16 protein-coding genes and 1 tRNA gene are annotated in these 21638 nt (G+C 67.4%); 10 read left to right on the top strand and 7 right to left on the bottom strand.

Annotated elements, in window-relative coordinates:
- The first annotated feature begins 115 nt into the window (after nucleotides 1-115).
- From G333_RS0105895 to G333_RS0105915, 5 genes are all read left to right on the top strand, one after another.
- A complete protein-coding gene (locus tag G333_RS0105895; RefSeq protein ID WP_018950725.1) occupies nucleotides 116-406 on the top strand; it encodes a GIY-YIG nuclease family protein in 291 nt (96 codons plus the stop codon).
- 469 nt (nucleotides 407-875) lie between these two features.
- Entirely contained in the window at nucleotides 876-3485 is a 2610-nt protein-coding gene (gene alaS, locus G333_RS0105900) for an alanine--tRNA ligase (protein WP_019627945.1), read from the top strand.
- A 281-nt stretch (nucleotides 3486-3766) separates the two neighbouring features.
- Nucleotides 3767-5011 (top strand): aspartate kinase, encoded by a 1245-nt coding sequence (locus G333_RS0105905; protein WP_018144302.1) that lies wholly within the window; start codon nucleotides 3767-3769, stop codon nucleotides 5009-5011.
- 68 nt (nucleotides 5012-5079) lie between these two features.
- Complete coding sequence (gene csrA / locus G333_RS0105910; protein WP_018144301.1) at nucleotides 5080-5334, top strand: carbon storage regulator CsrA; 255 nt, start codon at nucleotides 5080-5082, stop codon at nucleotides 5332-5334.
- A 95-nt stretch (nucleotides 5335-5429) separates the two neighbouring features.
- Nucleotides 5430-5520 (top strand) — tRNA-Ser (locus G333_RS0105915).
- Between the two features lie 354 nt (nucleotides 5521-5874).
- Here the strand turns inward: G333_RS0105915 and cydC are convergent.
- From cydC to G333_RS0105930, 3 genes are read right to left on the bottom strand one after another with little or no spacing between them, the layout of a single operon-like run.
- Nucleotides 5875-7560, bottom strand: a complete 1686-nt coding sequence (cydC, locus tag G333_RS0105920) for a thiol reductant ABC exporter subunit CydC (RefSeq protein WP_026304851.1) — start codon at nucleotides 7558-7560, stop codon at nucleotides 5875-5877.
- The gene (gene cydD / locus G333_RS0105925) at nucleotides 7553-9271 is read right to left on the bottom strand and encodes a thiol reductant ABC exporter subunit CydD (protein WP_026340905.1); all 1719 of its coding nucleotides are present in this window, start codon (nucleotides 9269-9271) and stop codon (nucleotides 7553-7555) included. The genes cydC and cydD overlap by 8 nt, the downstream gene beginning before the upstream one ends.
- Before the next feature lie 3 nt (nucleotides 9272-9274).
- A complete protein-coding gene (locus tag G333_RS0105930; RefSeq protein WP_018177056.1) occupies nucleotides 9275-10660 on the bottom strand; it encodes an NAD(P)/FAD-dependent oxidoreductase in 1386 nt (461 codons plus the stop codon).
- Nucleotides 10661-11028: 368 nt separating this feature from the next.
- On the opposite strand from G333_RS0105930, the gene G333_RS0105935 reads away from it, so the two are divergent.
- The 5 genes from G333_RS0105935 (at nucleotide 11029) to G333_RS0105955 (ending at nucleotide 16666) form a co-directional block, all read left to right on the top strand.
- Nucleotides 11029-12435 carry a cytochrome ubiquinol oxidase subunit I gene (locus G333_RS0105935; protein WP_019627947.1) on the top strand — a complete coding sequence of 469 codons (1407 nt, stop codon included), beginning with the start codon at nucleotides 11029-11031 and terminating at the stop codon, nucleotides 12433-12435.
- 3 nt (nucleotides 12436-12438) lie between these two features.
- Nucleotides 12439-13443, top strand: coding sequence for a cytochrome d ubiquinol oxidase subunit II (cydB, locus tag G333_RS0105940; protein WP_018950732.1), 1005 nt, complete (start codon nucleotides 12439-12441; stop codon nucleotides 13441-13443).
- Nucleotides 13444-13546: 103 nt separating this feature from the next.
- A complete protein-coding gene (locus tag G333_RS0105945) occupies nucleotides 13547-15028 on the top strand; it encodes a sigma-54-dependent Fis family transcriptional regulator (protein ID WP_026340906.1) in 1482 nt (493 codons plus the stop codon).
- A gap of 173 nt (nucleotides 15029-15201) precedes the next feature.
- On the top strand, nucleotides 15202-15858 hold the full coding sequence (locus G333_RS0105950) for a hypothetical protein (protein WP_026340907.1): 657 nt from the start codon (nucleotides 15202-15204) through the stop codon (nucleotides 15856-15858).
- A gap of 181 nt (nucleotides 15859-16039) precedes the next feature.
- Nucleotides 16040-16666, top strand: coding sequence for a peroxiredoxin (locus tag G333_RS0105955; RefSeq protein ID WP_017941735.1), 627 nt, complete (start codon nucleotides 16040-16042; stop codon nucleotides 16664-16666).
- Nucleotides 16667-16793: 127 nt separating this feature from the next.
- Here the strand turns inward: G333_RS0105955 and gloA are convergent, their stop codons facing one another.
- The 4 genes from gloA to G333_RS0105975 form a co-directional block, all read right to left on the bottom strand.
- The gene (gene gloA, locus G333_RS0105960; RefSeq protein WP_018168649.1) at nucleotides 16794-17294 is read right to left on the bottom strand and encodes a lactoylglutathione lyase; all 501 of its coding nucleotides are present in this window, start codon (nucleotides 17292-17294) and stop codon (nucleotides 16794-16796) included.
- A 714-nt stretch (nucleotides 17295-18008) separates the two neighbouring features.
- Nucleotides 18009-18584: a lysozyme-like domain containing protein gene (locus G333_RS0105965; RefSeq protein WP_231362682.1), complete on the bottom strand. Its 576-nt coding sequence runs from the start codon at nucleotides 18582-18584 to the stop codon at nucleotides 18009-18011.
- Nucleotides 18585-19157: 573 nt separating this feature from the next.
- Nucleotides 19158-19913: a leucyl/phenylalanyl-tRNA--protein transferase gene (gene aat / locus G333_RS0105970; protein WP_019627950.1), complete on the bottom strand. Its 756-nt coding sequence runs from the start codon at nucleotides 19911-19913 to the stop codon at nucleotides 19158-19160.
- Between the two features lie 447 nt (nucleotides 19914-20360).
- Nucleotides 20361-21638, bottom strand: coding sequence for a GNAT family N-acetyltransferase (locus G333_RS0105975; protein WP_019627951.1), 1278 nt, complete (start codon nucleotides 21636-21638; stop codon nucleotides 20361-20363).

A 21638-nucleotide genomic window follows, 5' to 3' on the forward strand; every position in this document is an offset into this window, starting at 1 on the left:
TCGGGGCCTCGCAATGACGTGCTGGTGTTGGGGGCGTGCTAGCGTCCCCGTAGTAAACGGCCGAAAGGATTCTCGGCCGGTGAGTACCCATGCCCCGTCGCCCAGGGAGGGAGCGATGAAACAGCCCTGTGTCTACATCATGAGCAACCGCCGTGACGGGGCGCTTTATGTCGGGGTGACCAGCAACCTTGTGCAGCGGGTCTGGCAGCATCGCTCGGGCGAGGCGTCCGGGTTCACCAGCCGTTACGGTCTGCATCGGCTCGTCTGGTTCGAATCCTGTGAGGAAATGACCTCCGCGATCGAGCGCGAGAAGCAGCTGAAAGCGGGTCCGCGCCGCAGGAAGGTCGCGCTGATCGAGCAGACGAACCCCGAGTGGCGCGACCTGTTCGACGATATTGTGGGTTGAGTATCGGTAAGGCGTTGTAGGGCTCCCGGGTCCTACGGGACCCGGCGATAGGCGACCGGAGTCGTGGTTCTTGCATCGGTTGGGTCCCGATGGAGATTGCTTCGTCGCTGCGCTCCTCGCAATGACGTTGTTCTTGCCCCGTCATTGCGAGGAGCGCAGCGACGAAGCAATCTGCGTCCGGAACCACCTGATCCAGCCGCTGCGCGAACCGTCAGCGATTGCCACGGCCCCTTCAGGGCCTCGCGATGACGTTTTTCGAGCCCCGTCATTGCGAGGAGCACCGCGACGAAGCAATCCGTGTCCATGGCCACCGGATCCGGCGGCGGGGCATGTCCCAAACGATCGCTCCGGCCCCTTTTGGGGGCCTCGCAATGACTAGGAAGATGGCCGGAAGACGGGCCCGGCAATACGCGGGTGGGGCGCTTGCGTGATAGCATTCCGGGTTTGACCCCATTGCTATCGGAACCGCATGAAAAGCGCCGACATTCGCCGGAGTTTCCTCGAATTCTTTGAAGGGCACGGACACACGATCGTGCCGTCCAGCCCGCTAGTGCCCGGCAACGACCCCACGTTGCTGTTCACCAACGCGGGCATGGTGCAGTTCAAGGATGTGTTTCTCGGGCGCGAGAAGCGCCCGTACACCCGGGCCGTGTCCAGCCAGCGCTGCGTGCGCGCCGGCGGCAAGCACAACGATCTCGAGAATGTCGGCTACACCGCGCGGCACCACACCTTCTTCGAGATGCTGGGCAATTTCAGTTTCGGTGACTACTTCAAGCGCGACGCGATCCACTACTGCTGGCAGTTCCTGACCGACACCATCGGCCTGCCGCCGGAAAAGCTGTGGGTCACGGTCTACGAGACCGACGATGATGCCTACAAGGTCTGGGCCGACGAGATCAAGGTCCCGGCCGAACGCATCATCCGTATCGGCGACGACCCTGACGGCGGTTCCGACAACTTCTGGCAGATGGGCGAAACCGGCCCCTGCGGCCCCTGCACCGAGGTCTTCTACGACCACGGGCCGGAGGTCGCGGGTGGCCCGCCCGGTTCGCCGGACGAGGACGGCGATCGCTACATCGAGATCTGGAACCTGGTGTTCATGCAGTACGACCGCGATGCGGACGGCACGCTGAACCCGCTGCCGCGCCCGTCCGTGGATACCGGCATGGGTCTGGAACGCCTGGCGGCTGTGCTGCAGGGCGTGCATTCCAACTACGAGATCGATCTGTTCCAGGACCTGATCGCGGCCGCCGCACGGGTAACCGGTGCGACGAAGAAGGATTCCGCCTCGCTGCGCGTGATCGCGGATCACATTCGCTCCATCGCCTTCCTGATTACCGATGGCGTGCTGCCGTCGAACGAGGGGCGTGGCTACGTGCTGCGCCGCATCATCCGCCGCGCCGCGCGCCATGGCTTCAAGGTCGGCGCGCAGGACGCCTTCCTCTACCAGACCGTGGGCGACCTGGTGCGCGCGATGGGCGAGGCCTTCCCGGAGCTGGCCGAGGCGCAGGCCCAGGTCGAGAAGGTCCTGGAAAAGGAAGAGCGCAAGTTCCTGGAGACCCTGGACAAGGGCATGAAGATCCTGGAAGAGGACCTGCGCGATCTCGAGGGCAAGGTGATCCCCGGCGAGACCATCTTCCTGCTCTACGACACCTACGGCTTCCCGGTGGACCTGACCGGCGACATTGCGCGCGAGCGCGAGCTGGAGCTGGACATGGAGGGCTTCGAGTCCGCCATGGCCGGCCAGCGTGCACGGGCGCGTGCGGCCAGCCACTTCTCGATGGACGACGGCGGCCTGCCGCAGGTCGATGTCGCGACCGAATTCTCCGGCTACGAGACGGTGGACGACGAGGGCCGCGTGCTGGCGCTGTACCAGAATGGCGAGGCCGTCGATCGCCTGGAAGTCGGTGCCGAGGGGCTGGTGGTACTGGACCGCACGCCGTTCTATGGCGAGTCCGGCGGCCAGGTGGGCGATGTCGGTACGCTCAGCGGTTCCGGCGTGCGCTTCCAGGTCTCCGACACCCGCAAGCAGGGTGCGGCGCACATCCACGTAGGCCAGGTCCGCGCCGGCACACTGGAGCGCGGCCAGACCCTGCAGGCCGCGGTGGAAGGCCCCCGCCGCGAGAACATCCGCCGCCACCACTCGGCCACTCATCTCCTGCACAAGGCGCTGCGCGATCAGCTGGGCGACCACGTGCAACAGAAGGGATCGCTGGTGGACCCGGATCGTTTGCGCTTCGATTTCACCCATATGGAACCGCTGACCGAAGAACAGCTGCGCTCCATCGAGGCCCAGGTGAACGCCGAGATCCTGGCCAACGAGGCCACCGATACCAACGTCATGGACATCGACTCCGCGATGGAGTCCGGCGCGGTCGCGCTGTTCGGCGAGAAGTACGGTGATCGCGTACGCGTGCTGAAGATCGGCACCTCGGTGGAGCTGTGCGGTGGCACGCACGTGGATCGCACCGGCGACATCGGGTTGTTCCGCATTACCTCCGAGGGCGGGGTGGCCGCGGGCATCCGGCGTATCGAGGCGGTTGCCGGCGAGGTCGCCCTGCGCTGGGTGGACGAGCAGATCGGCCACCTGGACGCGATCGCCGATCGCCTGCGCGCCGGGCGCGGCGAGGCGGCCGACAAGGTTGCCCAGCTGCAGGAGCGTACCCGCGAGCTGGAGAAGCAGGTCACGCAGCTGAAGGGTAAGCTGGCCAGCCAGGCCGGCGACGACCTCGGCTCGCAGGCCAAGGATGTCGACGGCATCCAGGTGCTGGCCGCCAAGGTCGAGGGCGTGGAGCCCAAGGCCCTGCGCGACATGGTCGACCAGCTCAAGCAGAAGCTCGGCAAGGCTGTGGTGGTGCTGGGCACCGCGACAGGCGAGGGCAAGGTCAGCCTGGTGGCCGGTGTGACCAAGGCCGAGACCGGCCAGTTCAAGGCTGGGGATCTGGTGGGCCATGTCGCTACGCAGGTCGACGGCAAGGGCGGCGGCCGTCCGGACATGGCGATGGCCGGCGGCCAGAGCCCGGACAAGCTGGACGCGGCCCTGGCCTCGGTGGAGGCCTGGGTGCGCGAACGCGCCTGATCGTCCATTCCCGTCGTCGCGAGGCGCGTAGCGCCGTGGCGATCTCCGAGGGCAGCCCCGGTGCCGGAGGGTTCGGCGCGATCCGGTGGTTTTGGACGGAGGCTGCCACGGCCCCGTCGGGGCCTCGCAATGACGGGGCCCTGCGCGGGGTTCGCCGGGGCGGTGGGCTTTAATGCGGCGGCCAGTTGGTGTTTAATGCCCGCTTCTTAAGTAAACGCTAATGGATGGGGTGCGCCCTGTCCGGACGGTCGCAAGGACCGGGCACGGAACGGAATCTTGAAATGGCGTTGCTGGTACTCAAATTTGGCGGCACCTCGGTGGGCTCGCCCGAACGCATCCAGGCGGTGGCGGAACGTGCGCTGAAGCTGCGCGAGGAAGGCCATCAGCTGGTGATCGTGGTCTCCGCGATGAGCGGCGAGACCGACCGCCTGCTGGGCCTGGCGCATGCATTGAATCCGCGCGCGGACGGTCGCGAACTGGATGTGCTGCTGTCCACCGGGGAGCAGGTCACCATCGCGCTGCTGGCGATGGCGCTGGAGGCGCGGGGCTGTGATGCGCGGTCCTACACCGGGGCGCAGGTGACTATCCGTACGGATAGTGCGCACAACAAGGCCCGTATCCGCAGCATCGACGATGCCCGGGTGCGTGGCGATCTCGAGGCCGGGCGTGTCGTGGTCGTGGCCGGATTCCAGGGCGTGGACGAGGAGGGTGCGATCACCACCCTGGGCCGCGGCGGATCGGATACCACCGCGGTGGCGCTGGCCGCGGCGCTGAAGGCCGACGAATGCCGCATCTATACTGATGTCGACGGCGTCTACACCACCGATCCGCGGTTGGTGCCGACGGCCCGCCGCCTGCAAAGCATCACCTTCGAGGAGATGCTGGAGATGGCCAGCCTGGGCTCCAAGGTGCTGCAGATCCGCGCGGTGGAATTTGCCGGCAAGTACAACGTCCCTTTACGAGTGCTGTCCTCGTTCGAGGAAGGCCCGGGAACCCTGATTACCACGGAGGAGGATGCGCAAGTGGAACAGGCGCTGGTTGCGGGTATCGCGTTCAATCAGAACGAGGCCCAGCTGACGGTTCAGGGCGTCCCCGATCAGCCGGGGGTCGCGCATCGCATCCTTGGCCCGATCGCGGACGCCAATATCGAGGTGGACATGATCGTGCAGAACGTCGGGGCGGATAATTCCACCGACTTCACGTTCACCGTCCATCGCAATGACTACGACAAGGCCCTGGAGATCCTGCAGGCGGCCGCGAAAGCGCTGGGCGCCCGCGAGGTTTCCGGGGATACGCACATCGTGAAGATCTCGGTGGTCGGGGTCGGTATGCGTTCGCACGCGGGCATCGCCAGCAAGATGTTCGAGGCCCTGTCGCGCGAAACCATCAACATCCGGATGATCTCCACCTCGGAGATCAAGATCTCCGTGGTCGTAGATGAGAAGTACCTCGAACTTGCAGTGCGTGCATTGCACGATGCGTTTGAACTCGAACAGACCCCAGTCGGTCAACAGGAGGACGGTTAAGGATGACAGACCGTAAAACGGTTACCGGACGACCGACTCCGTCCGACACAGGCACTGCGGAGAAGAGCATGCTCATTTTGACTCGGCGTGTGGGCGAGACCCTCATGATCGGCGATGATGTGTCCGTCACCGTCCTGGGGGTCAAGGGCAATCAAGTCCGCATCGGCATCAACGCACCCCAGGACGTCGCGGTCCATCGCGAGGAAATCTTTCAGCGCATTCAGCGTGAAGCGAACGTCGCCAGTGGTGAGGGCGGCGGCGAGAACTCCAGTGGCGGTGGTACTGGGGCGGGTGGTGCCGCGGCAGGCGCACGCGACGACTGAACCTCCCGTAAGGAAAGCGAAAGGCCCGGAGGCTGCGATCAGCCTTCCGGGCCTTTCATTTGAAGGCCCAAGGCCTTATCCTGTGCCGCGTTTCCGGAGAGTTGGCCGAGTGGTCGAAGGCGCTCCCCTGCTAAGGGAGTATGGGTCAAAAGCCCATCGAGGGTTCGAATCCCTCACTCTCCGCCAAATCCTGCGAAGGGGCCCGAGTGGCCCCTTTCGCATGTCTGGCCCCCGAGATTTCCGGGATTCGAACCCGAGATACAAGTAAGAACGATGGTTCGACCGGTGGCGCGTAGCGACACCGGAACGCCGCAGCGTAGCGTAGGCGGCCCGAAGGGCGACCGGCGCAGCCGGGCGTAATCCTCACTCTCCGTCAAATCCTGCGAAGGGGCCCGAGTGGCCCCTTTCGCACGTCTGGCCCCGGCGTTCGTCCCCCAGCCCGTCCCCCATTGCTTCGTGATCCGAACCTGTTTGTGCGGCCACCGAAAGTCGGGTGCCGGTGTGTCGGGCACGTTTCGCTGCGAGGTCCCGTCGCCGGCCTTAGCTCCGGCCGAGCGGTTTCGCGAGCTCGAGGCGCGGCCAGCGGGCCGGCAGTTGTCCCGGGGCATGGGTGACGAGGATGCACTGACGGTCCTGCAGCCAGGGCAGCAGTCGTTCCACCACTCGTTGTTGCGTGGGGGTATCCAGACCGGAAAACGGCTCGTCGAGCAGGACGACCGGCCGGTCCTGAAGGACGACCGCCGCCAGGGCGAGACGGCGGCGCTGACCGCCGGAGAGGGACGCGCCGCCCTCGCCGATGCGGTAGTCCAGACCTTCGTCGGTGCCGCGCACGGCCTCGGCGAGATCGACCTGTTCCAGAGCCTCCCACAGTGCGGCATCACTCAACGACCTGTGCGCCGGGGACAGGATGCTTCGGAGAGTCGTGTCCGGCAGTTGCAGGCCCTGGGGCAGGTAGCTGATGTGGCGGTAGCGGGCATCGGTCGGGATTCTTGCCAGATCGTCGTGGCCGAGCGCTACGGTACCGGCCAGGGGCGGGAGTTCGCCGGCGAGGGTGTCCAGCAGCGTGCTCTTGCCGTGCCCGCTCGCCCCGCTGATCACCAGGGGATAGCCACGCGCGGGTTCGAGGTCCAGGGGGCCGAGCAACGGGCGCTCGTGGCGAAAGCCAATGGTCAGGCCCTGTGCGTGTAGCGCCGGGGCCTCGTCAGGCGGGGTCGGGTCCACGTACTCGGCGGGTGCGGGGGTATGGGTGGGGGCCGCCTCCAGATGCTGCACCCGCCCGGCGGCCTCCAGGCTCTCTCCGGCACGCCACCATGCCCCGGGCAGGCTGCCCAGGACCTCGCCCAGGCCCAGGGTCATCAGCGGCAGCAGCACCGCGACCGGCGCGCTCAGTACCCCGTCGCGATACCAGCCCAGTGCCAGCACCAGCATCAGCAGGGCGGAGGCGCCGACCACGGCCTGCACGATCTGCTCGGAGCCGACCCCGAACGCCTCCTGCGTCCGTTGCCGGAGCGCGTAGGCGTCGTTTCCCCGGCGCAGGCGGGCCTCGTGCTCGCGGGCACGGTCGTAGGCCAGCAACTCGGCCAGGCCGCCAATGAAGTCAAACAGTCCAACGCGCTCGCCGGCCCGGGCCTGCACCAGCGCGTGGCTGCGGCGCTGCCCGGCAAGGGCGAGCACGGCGGAGACCGCGAGCGTCGCGACACCGGAGGTGGCGAGTACGACCGCGGCGGGCCAGGGTGCCAGCCAGACGGCGATACCCAGCGTGACCACCAGGCTGAGTGCCGCCGCGATCATGGGGCCGACCACCCGCAGGGGCATCGCATCGAGGGTGTCGATGTCGCCGGTCAGGCGGGTCTGCAGGTCGCCGCTGCGGTAGGCGCGAATGCGTTCCATGGGCAGCGCGGCGAGGCCGCGAAAGCTGCGTCCGCGCAGGTCGGCCAGGCTGCGCAGCACCGCCTCGTGGCTGACCAGGCGTTCGAAGTAACGCGCCAGGGTGCGACTGATCGCGGCGGTACGGATGCCGCCGGAGGGCACGTAGAGGTCGAGTGTGGCCAGCAGGCCCGCGCCGGCCAGGGCGGTGGCGGTAATGAACCAGCCGGACAATGCCAGCAGGGCGATGCCGGCGATCCAGGTCAGCGCCAGCAGTCCCCAGGCACCCCAGTACCAGCCCCGGCGCTGGCGGAATACGCGGTGCAGAAAGGCCAGTTCCGCGCGGGTTCCGTTACGCATGGCGCGCCCCCGGTGTCGCGGGCGCCAGGTCCAGGCGTTGCGGGCAGCGTTTGTGGATGGCGGCATGATGACTCGCGATCACCAGCGTCAGGCCACGGGCCTCGGCCAGCCGAAACAGCGTGTCGAGCAGGGCCTGTTCGGTGTCCGGGTCGAGTGCACTGGTGGGTTCGTCGAGCAGCCAGAGCCGATGCCCCGAGAGCAGGGCGCGCGCCACCGCGACCCGCTGGGCCTGACCGCCGGAGAGCCCGCGCCGGGCCTCGCCGATGGCGGTATCCAGGCCGTCGGGCAGCTCGGGTGCGTCGAGCGGCAGGCCGGCCTGTTGCAGTGCCGTGGCCATCTCCGCGTCGGCGATCGTGTCGCGGCGGGCGAGCTGCAGGTTATCGCGCAGGCTGCCGTGGAACAGATGGGCGTCCTGGTCGATCCAGGCGAACTGCCGGGCCTGGGGATGGCGCTGTACCGTGCCCGTGGTGGGGGTGAGAAAGCCGGCACACACCGCGAGCAGGGTGGACTTGCCGCTGCCACTGGGCCCGGTCAGCGCGAGATGCGCCCCGGTTTGAATCTCGAGGTCGAGAGCCTTCAGGATCGGCGTGCGCTGACCCGGGTAGTGCACCGTGACGCCCTCGAGTTGCAGCCAGGGGCCGGTCACGTCCTCGCTATTGAATTCGGTGGCCTCGGCCAACGCCTCGGGGCCGGTGGGTGATGCAAGCGCGGGGGCGAGGCTCTCCGCCGCCGCCAGGGCGCCGGCGCGGTCATGGTAGCTCTGGGCGAACTGGCGCAGCGGCAGGAAGTACTCCGGCGCCAGCAGCAGGACGAACAACCCGGTGAACAGGGTGATGTCGCCGGCCGGGCCGTAGTCGATGGCGCCGAACAGGGCGAAGCCGATGTAGATCGCGACCATGCCGATCGCGACCGCGCTAAAGAATTCCATGATCGCCGAGGACAGGAACGCGACCCGCAGGGTGCGCATGGTCAGGCGCCGTTGCTGGTGGCTGCGCTCGACGACCTCCGTCTCGGTCGCGGCGATGGCACGGGCCCGGCGCAGCCAGTCCAAGGTGCGGATACGGTCGAGAAAGTGCCCCGCCAGGCGGTTCTCCTCCTCCTGCTGACGCCGGTGGATCTGTTCCGCGCCCATGCCGACGATCGCCATGAACGCCGGGATCAGCGGAGCGGCGAGCAGCAACAGGAGGGCGGCGAGCCAGTCCAGCCAGAGTGCCGCGACCAGGATGGCCAGCGGCGTCAGGATGACGGCCTGGCGCGCCGGCAGGTAACGGGCGTAGTAGCCGGTCAGGTCATCCACCCGCGTCTGGAACTGCTCCGCCCAGGCGCCCGCGGTGGTCTGCCCGGCCAGCCGCGCTGGTCCAGCCTGCCGGGCCTGGCGCAGGAGATCGGCGCGCAGCTCCTGCTTCACCGCAAAGGCGAGCCGGTGTCCGGCCAGATCCCGCAGGGCCTGGGCGGCATAGCGCAGGGCGAGCAACCCGAGGCCCGCGAGCAGGATGCCCGGGAGGTACGGGGCCTCGGGGGCGAACAGGGTGCCGTGGACCGCCCAGGCCACGAGCCCCGCCAGGGCAATGGTGGCCAATGTCGCCACCAGCGTGCTGGTGGCACTTAGCACAAGCCAGCGGCGGTGCGGCCGCTGGCGCGCGCGCAGCCATGGGCCCGGCGAGGTCCGGGCGTCTGTCGCCTCCGCGTCTGTTCCGGGCACTTGCGTCATCGACTATCGCAGATAGCGCCCGCGCAGCATGTTGAAATACAGCGGCTTGATCATGTGGACCTTCAGGCGCCACCACATCCAGCTTGGGGCGCCCTGGTCCAGGAAGGTGAAGGTCGGGACCTCCTCCAGGCTGTAGTCGAACTCGACCAGCGCCGCCTTGCCCACCTCGGTGATCAGCGGGCAGGAGGTATAGCCGTCGAACTGGCGCGACGGCTCGCGATCCTGGATCACGTCCACCAGGTTGTCGGGCATCACTGCGCCATGCGAGCGCACGGTGGAGGCGGTCTTGCCGATCGCGGTTGCGACGACGTCACCGGCACCGAAGATGTTTGGGTAGTCCGTGTGCTGCAGCGTGCGGTCATCCACCGCCAGCCAGCCGCCGGCCGCCAGGGGGCCGTCCTCGACTGCCAGCCCGGCCTCGCGGACGAAGTCGTGCGCGCGCATCGGCGGCGTTACGTGGAGGTAGTCGTAGTCCACGGTCTCGCGGCCGCCATCGCGGGTCTGGAACTGGGCCTGGCGGGCGTCGACATCCACCGCCAGCAAGGCGCCGCCGTCGTTTACGCTCACGCCGCGTTCGGCGTACAGGTCGCGCACCATGTGGTCGAAGCGCTGCACGCTGAACAGGGTGTCCGATGCCGTGTGATAGTGGAAATCGGCCCCGTTGCGCTGACCGGCCGAGCGCAGCAGGTCATCGGCGATGAAGGTCGCCTTGATCGGCGCACCGGCACACTTGATCGGCGTATTGGGGATGGTGAAACGTGCCACCCCGCCGTTCTCGCCGAACGCATGGATCTGCTCGTAGGCATCGCGTGCGGCCTCGGCGCTGGCGTACAGGCTGGTCAGCCCGGGACGGCCGATATCCTCGCGCCGCAGCCCCTCGATCGCCTCGTAATCCAGGTGCAGCCCGGTCGCGACCACCAGGAAGTCGTAGTCCAGCCGGTCGCCGCCGGTGGTCTCGACCCGCTGCGACTCGGGATCAATGGCTGCCACCGCGGAGCGGACCCATTCCACCCCGCGCGGGATGTAGCGTTCGTTGCGGCGCTGGACCTCGCCCACCGAGTAGACGCCCGCGGCCACCAGGGTCCAGCCGGGCTGGTAATGATGGATCTCGCTTGGCTCGACAATCGTGATCCGGGCCCCGTCCAGCAGGTCGCGGAGGCGGGCGGCCATGGTCATGCCCGCGGCACCTCCGCCCAGCACCACGATGCGGGCCTGGCTGGAGACCGCCGCGCGGGCCGGGGCGGCCTGTACGCCGGTCGCCGACACCAGGCCGGCGGCGCCAGCGATCTTCAGGAAATCGCGCCGGGACAGGCCCCGCAGCGTCTCGTCGGCTTGACGGGCCAGGGCCTTTTCAATCTCGGGATGCTTCGGGTCTTCGGGATGATGCATGGCTCTCTCCGCGTATCCGTCTGCCGCGCCGGAGACCGGGCGGGTCAGTTGCGATGGTCGCGCCGTCTTGCAGGCGCTTCGTGTGACGGATTGCTTACAAGTTACATGCCAACACCGGCAGGCCCCTCCACCGGGCCTTGTGTGCCGGTATTGGCGCCATCAGGCTGCCACTTATGACAGTCATGCGCGACCCGACTGACACATTTGGCAGCACCGAGGCGGCGTTGGCTGGCGTCGGCCCGGGGGGGAAACACTGGTTTACAGCTTACAGCCCGTCGCCGTGGTCCGGACAGGCAGTCTGGCACGGTACTTGTTAGGGATTCATCGATACGTCATTTCGGCGTGCCCCTGACGACGGAGGAAAGGCCATGGAGCTCGACCCCATACTGCTATCGCGAATCCAGTTCGCGTTTGTTGTTTCGTTTCACGCGATCTTCCCGGTCTTCACGATCGGGCTGGCTTCGTTTATCGCGTTTCTGGAATTCCGCGCCTGGAAGACCGGCGACACGCTCTATACCCAGATCTCGAAGTTCTGGATCAAGATCTTCGCGGTGGTGTTCGGCATGGGGGTGGTCTCCGGGCTGGTGATGTCGTTCCAGTTCGGCACCAACTGGAGCGCGTTCTCCTACGCCACGGCCAATTTCCTCGGGCCCGTGTTGTCCTACGAGGTGCTGACCGCGTTCTTCCTGGAGGCGGCCTTCCTCGGGGTGCTGCTGTTCGGGCGCGACCGGGTCCCGCAGGGCGTGCATCTGTTCGCGGCGCTGATGGTTGCGCTGGGCACGTTCATCTCGTCGTTCTGGATCCTGGTGGCCAACAGCTGGATGCAGACGCCGGTCGGTTTCGAACTGCAGGACGGTGTGTTCCACGTCACCTCCTGGATCACCGCGATCTTCAACCCGAGCTTCTGGCCGCGCTTCTTCCACATGGGCCTGGCCTCGCTGCTGACGGCGGGCTTTGTGGTCGCCGGGGTCTCGGCCTGGTACCTGTTGCGCCAGCGCGACGTGGTGATGAATCGCAAGGCCCTGGGCACCACCATGTGGGTGCTGCTGTTCGCGGCCCCGGCGCAGCTGGTGGTCGGGGATATCCACGGCCTCAATACCTTCGAGCATCAGCCGACCAAGGTGGCGGCGATGGAAGGCGTGTGGGAGACCGAACGCGGCGCACCGCTGCTGCTGTTCGCCATCCCGGACTCGGCCAACGAGACCAATCACTTCGAGATCGGCATCCCGAAGATGGCGAGCTTCATCCTGACCCACGAGATGGATGGCGAGGTGCCGGGTCTGCTGGAGGTCCCCGCGGAGGAACGCCCGCCGGTGGGCATCACCTTCTGGTCGTTCCGCATCATGGTCGCGATCGGCATGGTGATGATCCTGTTCGCCCTGGCCGGTGCCTGGCTGCGCTTCCGCCGCCGGATGTACGCCTCCCCGCTGTTCCTCAGGGGGCTGTCCTGGATGATCCCGGCGCCGTTCTTTGCGGTGGTCGCGGGCTGGTTCGTGACCGAGACGGGGCGCGCGCCCTGGCTGGTGTACGGTGTGATGAACCACGCCGAGGGCATTACCCCGGCGCTGACCGGCGGCATGGCCCTGTTCACCCTGATCGGCTACGTCGCGGTCTACGCGGCGGTGTTCACCGGGGGCGTCTACTACCTGGTGCGCATCGTGCGCCAGGGCCCGGAACCGGCCGATGCCACGCATGCAGCGGCGCACGCCAAGCGTCCCCTGTCGGCCGCCGATACCTGGATCGATGACGCCGCGGTAAGCGGTGAAAGGAGCTAAGTCATGGAAACCACGATTGATATCACACTGATCTGGGTCGTCATCATCGCCGTGGGCGTCATCGCCTACGTGCTGATGGACGGGTTCGACCTCGGGGTGGGGATCCTCTTCCCCTTCGCCCCGGGGGAGACCTCGCGCGACGTGATGATGAACTCGGTCGCCCCGGTATGGGACGGCAACGAGACCTGGCTGATCCTCGGGGGTGCCGGGCTGCTGGCGGCCTTCCCGCTGGTCTACTCGGTGTTCCTGCCGGCGCTCTATATCGGGGTCTTCCTGATGCTGGCGGGGCTAATCTTCCGCGGTGTCGCGTTCGAATTCCGCTTCAAGGCGCATCGCTCCAAGTGGTTGTGGAATGCCGCGTTCGCGATCGGCTCGGCGGTGGCGGCCTTCGCCCAGGGCGCGGTCGTGGGTGCCTACATCCAGGGCTTCGAGATGGACGGGTTCAGTTTTGCCGGCGGACCGCTGGACTGGCTGACGCCCTTCACCGTGCTCACCGGGATCGGGCTGCTGGCGGGCTATGCCCTGCTGGGGGCCACCTGGCTGATCGTCAAGACCGAGGGCGAGACGCAGGCCTTTGCCTACCGCGTCGCGCCCTGGATGCTGGCGGCCGTGCTGCTGGTGTTCGGCGCGGTGAGTCTCATCACCCCGTTCATCGATCCGAAGGTGATGGAGCGCTGGATGGGAACCTGGCAGTACCTCTGGGTGCTCCCGGCCCTGGCGCTGCTCTCTTCCTGGATTCTGATTCGCGCGGTGCGCCGGCGCGACGAGGGGATCCCGTTCGTCGCCACGATTGCCCTGTTCATCACGACCTACCTGGGCCTGCTGGTGAGCAAGTGGCCGTACGTGGTGCCGCCGGACTACACCTTCTGGGACGCCGCCTCGTCGCCGGATGCCCAGCTGTTCATCCTGGTGGGCGCGCTGTTCGTGATCCCGATCATCCTGGGCTACACGGCGTGGACCTACTGGGTCTTCCGCGGGAAGGTGACCCCGGAGACCGGCTATCACTAGGTCTGTCCGGGCGCGCGCGAGCACGCCGGTGGGTCGCGGCCGACCCGCCGGCGCCGTCCGGAGACCGGATTTCAATGCTGTCGCAACCTATGGGAGTGACTCCATGCCGTTGACAATCACTCGACTGAACGTGTCTATTGGGCAGCGCGACGGTGACGTGACGAGTATCGGAACCGCATTCCTGGACTCCCTTGTGCGAGGCGAAGTGACGAGCATCACGAAGAAAGCGCCGGAACCGCAGGACATGCATGTCGAGACCCTGCGGCAGGTACTGGAGGGGTTCCGGGAGCCGGCGATCCTGCTGTCGCCGGACTACCGCATCCTGGCCGCCAATGGGGCCTACCAGAGTGTCTACGGGACTGACCGAGACGGCTCGGGTCGCACCTGTTTCGAGGCTTCTCATAGTTTCCGCCGCCCCTGCGACGAGGCCGGCGAATCCTGCCCCCTGCGGGCGGCCCTGGGCAGTGGTCACCGCGAACGCGTCCTGCATGTGCACCACACCGAGACCGGGCGCGAGCACGTGGATGTCGAGTTGTTGCCGATCCGGGGCGAGGGCGGCGAGATCCGCTACCTGATCGAACGGCTGCACCACATGCCCGTCTCGGCGCCGCAGGCGGGGAGTGGCGGGCTGGTCGGTCGCTCGAAGGCCTTCAATGCCATGCTGGGGATGATCAGTCGGGTGGCGCCGAGCAATGCCTCCGCCCTTCTGCTCGGCGAGTCCGGTACGGGCAAGGAACTGATCGCGCGCGCCATTCACGAAGCGAGCCCGCGCCAGAAGTTGCCGTTCGTGCCCGTGGAATGCTCCGGCCTGACCGAAACCCTGTTCGAAAGCGAGCTGTTCGGCCATGAGCGGGGGGCGTTTACCGGGGCGACCTCGGCCAAGGCCGGGCTGGTGGAGACGGCGGCCGGCGGCACCCTGTTTCTCGACGAGGTGGGGGATATCCCGCTGAGCCAGCAGGTCAAGTTGCTGCGGTTGCTGGAGACCCACGCCTATCGCCGTGTCGGGGGTGTCGAGTCGCGGCGGGCGGATTTCCGCCTGGTCTGTGCGACCCACCGCGATCTCGAATCCATGGTCCGGGCCGGCGAGTTTCGCGAGGACCTCTACTACCGTATCAACACCTTCCCGATCGAGGTGCCCCCGCTGCGCGCGCGGGCCGAGGATCTCCCGTTGCTGGTAGAAGCCCTCGGCGAGCGCCTGGATCTGGCCGTACCCCCACGCCTCGAAGACGAGGCCCTGCGAATCCTCAAGCAGTATTCCTTCCCCGGCAACGTGCGCGAGCTGCGTAACATCCTCGAGCGCGCGGCATTGCTGGCGGACGGCGAGGCGATCCGTCCGGAACATCTTCCGGATCGCGTGCGGGAAAGAGGGCAGTCCCCGAGCGGGGCGGAGGCCGGTGCCCTGGACGGCTTGCTGCATCCGCAGTCACTGCGCCCGCTGGACGAAATCGAGCGCGAATACCTGCGGCACGCGGCCGCGGTGTATCCCGGGGACCGCCGGGCGCTGGCGAAGACCCTGGGGATTAGCGAGCGCAGCCTGTACCGGCGCCTGAGCCAGCTCGAGGACGACGCCGACGAACGGGACTGAAATTGCCCGTCCGGGCGGGCTTGGTAACGCGCCCCGCCCGGCTTGAAGCGGCGTCCGCGGCCGCGGTCGGATGTCCGGCACCGGCCCGTCACCAAGGACGGGGCTGCATGCATACCGCCAGAAGAATCAGGAAAAAGCGATATACCGATGCACCCGAAAGACTGGAGTCTCTGATGAAAAAGTCTGCAATGACCCTCTCCCTGTCCGCCGTCCTGCTGGCCACTCCGATGCTGGCCTCGGCCGAGCCGCTGTCGTTCGGCGAGCACCAGACCATCCGCTCGATGGCCAGTGCCGGCATCGGCCAGGCCATCGTGAACGAGATGGGGGCCGGTTCGATGGCCGTGATCAACAACCCGTCCGCCGTCTGCGGCGCCCTGGCCGGTGGGCTGGGTGCGTCGATGCTGTCGGCCGATCCGCAGGCCGGCTTCCGCATCGCCACCCTGCGCTCCGCTGACGACGCCGCGGCCGCGGTGCGCGTGACCTCGGACAAGGACGTGGCCTATCTCGCACTCGGGGGAAATCTCGCGCGTGACGAAAACGTGGCCCTGGCCCACGCCTATCTGCAGGAACTCGCGGCCTCCGAATGGGACGGCACGCTGGTGCTGCATATCTCCTCCTGGATGCAGAAGCAGGTCCAGGCCGTCGCGGAGGCAGACACGGCCGTGGCCGACTATCTTCAGGGGATCAACATGGTGGCGCTCCAGCCCGACCTGGATGCGGGGCAGGCGGTGATGCTGGGTGTGAACTTCGACGGCGAGAGCTTCACGACCGAGGAGATGGGTCGCCAGGACATGCGCGAGGACCTCGTGGAGCTGTTCCGCCGCATGTGAGTGGGCGCGCGTTGGGCCGGATGGGCGCAAACCCTGCCCGGCTCATCGTTAGGGGAAAACTATCGGGACGTTAATTAATTAGTAATTCACGAAATTCGGAAGGGCGTATAAAGTAGAACGTACATGGAGGCAAGGCCCCATGAGCTTCCGAATCACTATCTAAACCGAAAGGAGTTACATCATGGCACTGCGTTTGGGCGATACCGCACCGAATTTCCAGATTGATACCACCAAGGGCAAGATCGATTTCCACGAATGGATCGGCGACTCCTGGTGCTTCTTCTTCAGCCACCCGGCCGACTTCACCCCGGTGTGCACCACCGAGATGGGCCGCACCGCGCAACTGGCCAAGCAGTTCGCGGACCGCAACACCAAGCCGCTGGGTCTGTCGACGGATACCGTCGAGGAACACAACAAGTGGATTGAAGACGTCAACGACACCCAGGACACCACGCTGGAGTTCCCGATCGTCGCGGATGCCGACAAGAAGATCTCGGAGCTCTACGAGATGATCCACCCGGGCGAGAGCGAGACCGCCGCCGTGCGTTCGGTCTACATCATCGACCCGAACAAGAAGATCCGTCTGATGATGACCTACCCGATGTCGGTGGGCCGCAACTTCGACGAAATCCTGCGCGTGATCGATGCGCTGCAGACCGGTGACAAGCATGGCATCGCAACCCCGGCTGACTGGACCCCGGGCGCCCGCGTGATCATCCCGCCGACGGTCAGCAACGAGGACGCGCAGAAGAAGTTCCCGCAGGGCTTCGAGGAGATCCGTTCCTACCTGCGCTACACCAAGGTCTGATCCGGACCAACCAGCAGCCTCGCCCGGTTACGGGCGGGGCCGTTCTCCCCAGGTGGGAGCAAGGGGCCGCAAGGCCCCTTTTTTGTGCCCGCCGATCCCGGGCGTGCGGGTGCCCGCGATAGCCGGGTTAGCGCCCGAGTCCGGTCAGGCGGGCGGGTTCGAGGATCTCGATCCAGTAGCCGTCGAGGTCCTTCACGAAGGCGATGTCCTTCAGGCCGCCTTCGTCGGGGCGCTTCACGAACTCGACGTTGTTCTGGTCGAACCAGCGCACGGCGGCGTCCAGGTCCGGGACCGAGAAGCAGATGTGGCCGAAGCCCTGCGGTTCCTCGTTGCCGTCGTGGTAGTGGAAGTCCGCGTCGTTCTCGGTGCCGTAGTTGTAGGTCAGCTCAAGGATGCCGCGCTGGCTGAACATCCAGCGGGTGGCCTCGCCGGCGTCCTTCGGCGGCTGCGGTTCGTCCTCGCCAAGCTGCGCGAGGAAGTAGAGCGTGAACTCGAACTCCGGGAAGTCCAGGGTCTTCACCAGCTCCATGCCGAACACGCGCTGGTAGAAGTCCAGCGCCTTCTGCGGGTCCTTCACGCGCAGCATGGTGTGGTTGAAGCGAAAGCCTGCGGTGGGATTGTCGCTCATGGTGCGTCCTTGTCTCGGCCAAAGGGGGTGTCCCGGAAGACTGGAACACAGGCGGCGAGGTTCCCTCAAGTGCGCCCGTCACGCGTTGCGCTCGGAGCGAGGGGCTCCGCCACCGCGAGTCGCGCACGTGGCGTCGCTGGCTTCAGGGAGTGCCCCGGCGCCGGTGGCTGCGTCGGGAGATCGCCACGGCGCTGCGCGCCTCGCGATGACGGGATTTGTGACGCGCCCGGCCAGTTCATTGTCCGTCACTGCGAGGAGGCGCAGCCGACGTAGCTGTCTGTTGGGGGTGCTTTCCGGCGGCGAGGCAGCGTTGGGAGATCGCTTCGCTTCGCTCGCGATGACGGGAGGCGTGGCCCTGGTGGGGCGGTTGGGGCTGTGTCACCGCGAGGAGGTGCAGCCGACGCCGGCAGTCTGTTGAGGATGCCCCGACGCCGGAGGCGGCGTTGGCCGATTGCTTCGCGATGCGCGCAATGACGGGATGGTGGAGCGGCCGGGAACATACATCCCCGTCACTGCGAGGAGGCGTAGCCGACGTGGCAGTCTGTCGGGGTTACCCCGGCGCCGGGGACGCGTGGGGTGCTCGCTTCGCGGCGCTCGCGATGACGAGATGCTGGGCTTGGGGCGCGTGCCCGTGTCCAAAAGCACCGTCATCCCGGAAACCGCGCAGCGGTTATCCGGGATCTCCCGGGGCAGGCATGGCGTTCGTCGGTTCGGCTACTGCCGGCAGAACGGCCAGACCTGGTAGAAGCGCCGGCAGCGGAACTCGGACTCGCAGCTCTGTAGCTGGGACTCGTAGCGGTCGGCGCGCTGCGCCACCTGGCGGGCCGCGGCCCGGACCTGCGGCTTGCTCTGGTAGCTGCCGCGGTTATAGCCGCCCTGGCCCTCGTGGTAGGCGAGGTAGAGGTGTTCCGAGTTGTACAGCGACACCCCGGTCATGCGCTGGGTGCGGGCGTTGTACCAGCCGATGAAGTCGGTCGCGTGCTTCATGTGCGAACGTCGCGCGAAGCGGCTTCCGGCATCGTCCTGGTACTCGCCCCAGACCGGGTCCTGGGCCTGGGCATAGCCCCGGGCGGAGGAGGGGCGGCTCCACGGGATGAAGCCGAGCAGACGCTCGCGGTCCGGGCGCACGTGGCTGCGGAAGGAGGACTCCTGCTGGATGAACGACATCTGGGTCGCGATCGGCGTGCCCCATTCCCGCTCGGAATCCCGCGCATGATCGTACCAGCGCGGCTGCTCGCGGAAGATCTCGCAGATGTTGCTCTGGTCATCGGGCGGGGAGGGCGACAGCATGGAGCACCCAGCGGTGATGGCTGCCAGCGCCAGCAGCAGCCCGGCCCGCAAAATAGCGACGACCGCCCGCCGCGTCTTCCTTGATTCTGCCTTGTCCACCCGAATCTCCCGCCCGGTTCCCCAATGGCCCGCGAGTATAAAGCACTCGCGACGAGGGTAATGGGCGCGCCGTGCACCGGGCCTGCTTCCGGAGCTTGCCTCGGCCCCTGCGGGGCTGCGCAACGACAGGGTCGCGTCACTCGCCATCGCGAGCGGCTGTAAGCGATCTCCCGACGCGGTCCCCGGGCCGGGGTGGCCCCCAAAAGACTGCCACTTCGGCTGCGCCTCCTCGCTGTGACGGGAGCGGGGAGGTGCCCCACATGCCCGTCATCGCGAGGCGTGCAGCGCCGCGGCGATCTCCGTCCGGGGCCACCGGAATCGGCCATCGTGCGCGGTGTCAGGGTTCATCGAATCCGGTCGTCTGTGTGGGAGTGGCCCTGCCCGAGAGGGGATCTCCCCGTAGGAGCCTGCTTGCAGGCGAACGCCCCTGCCCGCGTCCGACAATGGCAGGGGCGTTCGCCTGCAAGCAGGCTCCTACCGGGGGGTGTTCCAGTCGGGGTCGAGGGGGCTCAGGTTCGGGTCGGTCCGCCATGGGCCTGGCTCGACCGGCTCGCGGGCGATTTCGCGGATGCGGTCGATGAACGCCTGGCGGGGCAGGGTGATGGCCCCGAGGTTGCGCAGGTGGGCGGTCTCCATTTGTACGTCGACCAGCGGCCAGCCCCAGGCGACCAGGTGGCGGCACAACCAGGCCAGCGCCATCTTGGAGCCATCCCGCTCGCGCGAGAACATCGACTCGCCGCAGAACAGCCGCCCGACCGCGACGCCATAAAGCCCGCCGATCAGGCGCGGGCCGTCCCACACCTCCACCGAATGCGCGTGGCCCGAGCGGTGCAGTGCGATATAGGCCTGCTGCATGCTGGTGGTGATCCAGGTGCCATCGGCGTAGTCACGGGGGCCGGCGCAGGCCTCGATGACGGCCTCGAAGGCGCGATCGAAGCTCACCGTGTAACCGCGATTGCGGATCGCCTTCTTGAGGCTGCGATGCAGGCGGAAGTGGCCCGGCTCCAGGACCGCGCGCGGGTCCGGGCTCCACCAGAGGATTGGCTGCCCGGCCTCGAACCAGGGGAATACGCCGGAGCGATAGGCATTTAGCAGACGCGGCACGGAGAGATCGCCCCCGGCGGCCAGCAGCCCGTTGGGCTCGGGCAACGCCTGCGCCGGGTCCGGAAACGGCGCTTCCGGATGCTCCGGATCGAGCCAGGGCAGGGTGATCTGGGGGCCGGAGGTCATGGGGCGAGCCCCCATCGGCCAGAGTCCTGCGCGGGCAGGGGCTTCGCGGGCAAGCCCGCTCCCACAGGGCGACCCGGGGTCCCGGAGTGCGGAGAAGGTCCAGTCGGCGAGCCTGTTGCCTGGGTCGGGAGATCCCGGCTCTTCGCTGCGCTACGGCCGGGATGACGAGGTGGGGCACTGCGGCCGGGATGATGGGTCTCGGTGTGCCGGTGGCATTGTAGGAGCTTGCTTGCAGGCGAATGGGGTGTGGCGGAGTCCTGCGCGGGCAGGGGCTTCGCGGGCAAGCCCGCTCCCACAGGGCGATCCGGGATCCCCGGGTGCGGAGAAGATCCAGTTGGCGAGCCGGTTGGCTGGGGCGGAAGATCCCGGCTCTTCGCTGCGCTACGGCCGGGATGACGAGGTGGGGCGCTGTGGCCGCGATGACGGCCGCAGCGAGCCGGGCTCGGGTTAGCGGTCGGGCACATCATCGGAATGGGCCTGGCGATAGGGCGAGTGTTCGTGCAGGCGTTCGCACTGGGCGCGCATCATCTGGGCCTCGCGCTCGCAGAAGTCGCGCACGGGCTGCTCGAAACCCTCGGTCAGGATCATGTGCGCGGAGTAGGTGGGTGTGGGCAGGAAGCCGCGCGGGATCTTGTGCTCGCCCTGGGCGCCCGGCTCGAAGCGGGCCAGCCCCTCGCGGATGCAGAACTCGATGCCCTGGTAGTAGCAGGTCTCGAAGTGCAGGTCGGCCAGTTCCTCGGTGCAGCCCCAGAAGCGGCCGTACAGGGTGTCGTGGCTGCGATAGCAAAGCGCCGCGGCGATGGTCTCGCCCTCTCCCTTCGCGTCCGGTTCCGTCGCATCCGGATCCGTCGCGCTGGGGCGCCGGGCCTCGAACAGCACCACCTGATCGCCAAGCTCGGCCGCGGTCTCGACAAAGAAGGCCTCCGACAGCGTCGGGATGCCCATGTGCTTCTCGAAGGTATCCACGTAGAAGCGGTGAAAGCGCGCCCAGTCCTCCGCCTCGCCGGTGGCGCCGGTCAGGGTGCGAAACACGATCCCGGCCTCGTTCACGCGGCGGCGTTCGCGCTTGATGTTCTTGCGCTTCTTCGAGCTGAGCGCGCCCAGGAAGGCGTCGAAGTCCGCGTAACCGCCGTCCGGGGCGTTGGTCCAGTGGTACTGGCAGCCCATGCGCTCGGCCAGGCCCAACTCGCGGGTCACGTCCAGATCGTCCTGGTTGGGGAACAGGATGTTCACGCCGGAGGCGTTCAGCTCGCGGCCGCGGGTCACCAGCGCGCGCACCAGCAGGGTGCGCAGGTGATCGAAGTCCGGCGCCTCCGGGTGCACCAGCAGGCGCGGGCCGGTGGCCGGGGTGTAGGGCACGGAGACGACCAGCTTGGGGTAGTAGTTCAGCCCGTGGCGGTTCCACGCGCCTTCCCAGGCGAAGTCGAACACGAACTCGCCGTAGTTGTTGGTCTTGGCGTAGGCCGGGGCCGCCGCGACCAGCTGGCCCTCGCGGAAGATCAGCACATGCTGCGGGAACCAGCCGAACTGCCGGCCCAGGCACTCGTGGCGCTCCAGGCCCTCCAGGAAGGCATGGCGCAGGAACGGCTCGGTGCCGCCGGTCAGGGCATCCCAGGCGGCCGGGTCCACCTCGGCCAGGCCGTCACGCAGCTCGACGCGCTCCGCCGTGTTGCCCGTGGCGTCCCCCGACGGGTCCGCTGCCTGGGTGTCGCCCTCGGCGTTCAC

It is taken from the genome of Thioalkalivibrio sp. AKL10 (assembly GCF_000381845.1).
Taxonomy (GTDB): domain Bacteria; phylum Pseudomonadota; class Gammaproteobacteria; order Ectothiorhodospirales; family Ectothiorhodospiraceae; genus Thioalkalivibrio; species Thioalkalivibrio versutus.